This window comes from Protofrankia sp. CiP1_Cm_nod4 (assembly GCF_982290645.1).
Window position 1 is genome coordinate 21,876 of record NZ_CEVIVC010000070.1, and the last position, 2,123, is coordinate 23,998.

Below are 2,123 nucleotides of genomic sequence, written 5' to 3' on the forward strand. Positions count from 1 at the left end.
ACCTGCCGGCGACGCCGGCATTCGTACCCAGTACCAGTACGTCACCGACATCACCCCGACGCTGCTCGAACTGGCCGGGGTGGCCCGGCCGGCGCGGCGCCGCGGGCAGCCGGTCCAGGAGCTCGACGGGGTCAGCTTCGCCGCCGTCCTCGCGGATCCGGCCGCGCCCGGCACCCACCACGAGCAGTACTGCGAGATGATCGGCAACCGCAGCTACTACCGGGACGGCTGGAAGCTGGTCACGCAGCACCGCCCCGGTGCTCCGTACGACGACGGCGAATGGGCGCTCTACGACGTGACGCGGGACCCGACCGAGATCGTCGACCTGTCCGCCGCGCACCCCGACGTGGTCAAGGAACTGGCCGCGGCCTGGGAGAACGCGGCCTGGCGCAACGGCGTCTTCCCGCTCGCCGACGGCAGTGGCGCGCTGGTCATCCGCAACCCCGCGGAGGAGCGGCTGCGGCGGCCGGTGACCCTGCTGGCCGGCACCCCCGAGCTGGAGCGCTACCGCTCCGCCAAGCTCATCACCTTCCGCTCCTTCGACATCATCATCGAACTGGACGAGCATGCCGCCGGCGACGAAGGAGTCCTGGTCTCGCACGGCGACCAGGGCGGCGGTTACAGCGTGTACGTGGAGGACGGGCGGCTGCGCTTCGCGTACAACGAGTACGGCGTGCTGCACGAGGCCGACGCCGGGCCGCTGCCCGCCGGCCGGCGCACCGTCCGCGTCCGCGCCCAGGCCATCCCCGGCCTGCGCTGGCAGTGGCGGATCCTCGTCGACGGCACCGAAACCGGCCTGCTGGCCGAGGTGCACCAGCTCATCGGCATGGCCCCGCTCCAGGGGATCAGCGTCGGCGTGGACCGCAGGTCCCCGGTCTCCTGGCCCGTCCACGAACGCCACCGCAGCTTCCGCTACACCGGCCGCCTGAAATCGGTGACCTACATTCCGGGACCGCCCGCCCCCGACGACCCCGAAACTCTGATCCGCACCCTCCGCGAAGCCGCCGCCACCTTCGAGTAGCCCCTCTTATCTGCTCCCGGCCCAGGCAGCCGCGGCCTGGGGCCGCGCCGCGCGCCCCGAGCGGTTCGCCCGCCGGCCACGGCCACCCAGCCTGCCCAAGACCGTGTGGATCAACCAGCCAGTTCCAAGCCAACCGAACAACGACCAACTGTCACATCTGACTTGACATCTACCGGTCGTCCACCGGCTCCACATTCCCGCCCGACCGTCACAGACAACGATCGATCACCGAGTGCAACGGTTCGTTACCGGGAAAGGCTCGCTGAAATCTTCGGCTGCGCCGGTTTGAAGGCTGGCCCGGCCGGTGAGCTTTTCAGTCCGAGGGCTGTGGTCGGGCGGACCAGCCAAAGCTTTCGCGCGGCAGAACGATTTCCCACCTTTTCGGGCCGGTCGGTGGGCGCGGTGGGGCGCGGAGCAGCGGCGCCCGACAGGGTGGGGCGACGCGTGGTGTGGCTTCAGCAAGCCTTCTCGGCGCGGATCGAATAGGTGAGGGAGATGCGCGGAGCGCCCTCAGGATGCCGGTAGATGTCGCCGTCGTGGCGCTCAAGTGACTGGCGTTGGAGGTAGAAGGTGTGGTCGTGTTCGTGGAGGAACTGGATCCGTAGCCCAGCCCCGGCGATCGCCGAGACAACGGTCGACAGACTGTGCCGCCACTCGACGGTCTCGTTGTGCTCGGTCATTGCCGCCTCGTCGGCGTAGGTGCCGGGGCCTCCCGAGGCTTCCGGACCTTCATCGAAGTAGTCGTGCGTGACCGTGCCTCCGGTCTCGTCGTCGAGGACGAAGCTGAAGGGATGGAACTCCGCGAGGTACAGGCACCCAGCGGGAGCCAGTAGTTCAGCGACCACCGACGCCCAGCGGCTGATGTCGGGAAGCCAGTTCAGTGCCCCGAAGCTGCCATGCCAGACCGCCGCCGCCCCGTCGAGAACGCCGGCGCCAGCCGACGAGGAAGACGTCGGCAGCATTCTTTCCGCGCTGGGCCAGGTAGCGGATTTCCGGAAACCGCGCGGGAAGATCTACGAGCTGCGTTTCGTGCTCGCCGTCACGGTCATCGCCACGTTTGCGGGCGCCACCGGCTTCCGTGAGATCGGCAGCCACGCGCCCT

At 69.3% G+C, this 2,123-nt stretch carries 2 protein-coding genes and 1 pseudogene; 1 reads left to right on the forward strand and 2 read right to left on the reverse strand.

Annotated elements, in window-relative coordinates; genetic code table 11:
• Positions 1–1,021, forward strand: a pseudogene (locus AC5LSR_RS14490) (arylsulfatase); the annotation flags it as partial.
• A 455-nt stretch (positions 1,022–1,476) separates the two neighbouring features.
• Here AC5LSR_RS14490 and AC5LSR_RS14495 read toward each other — a convergent pair.
• Entirely contained in the window at positions 1,477–1,866 is a 390-nt protein-coding gene (locus AC5LSR_RS14495; protein ID WP_493465313.1) for a hypothetical protein, read from the reverse strand.
• A partial coding sequence (locus AC5LSR_RS14500) for a hypothetical protein (protein WP_493468565.1) occupies positions 1,856–2,123 on the reverse strand: 268 nt, incomplete at its 5' end. The genes AC5LSR_RS14500 and AC5LSR_RS14495, both read right to left, overlap by 11 nt.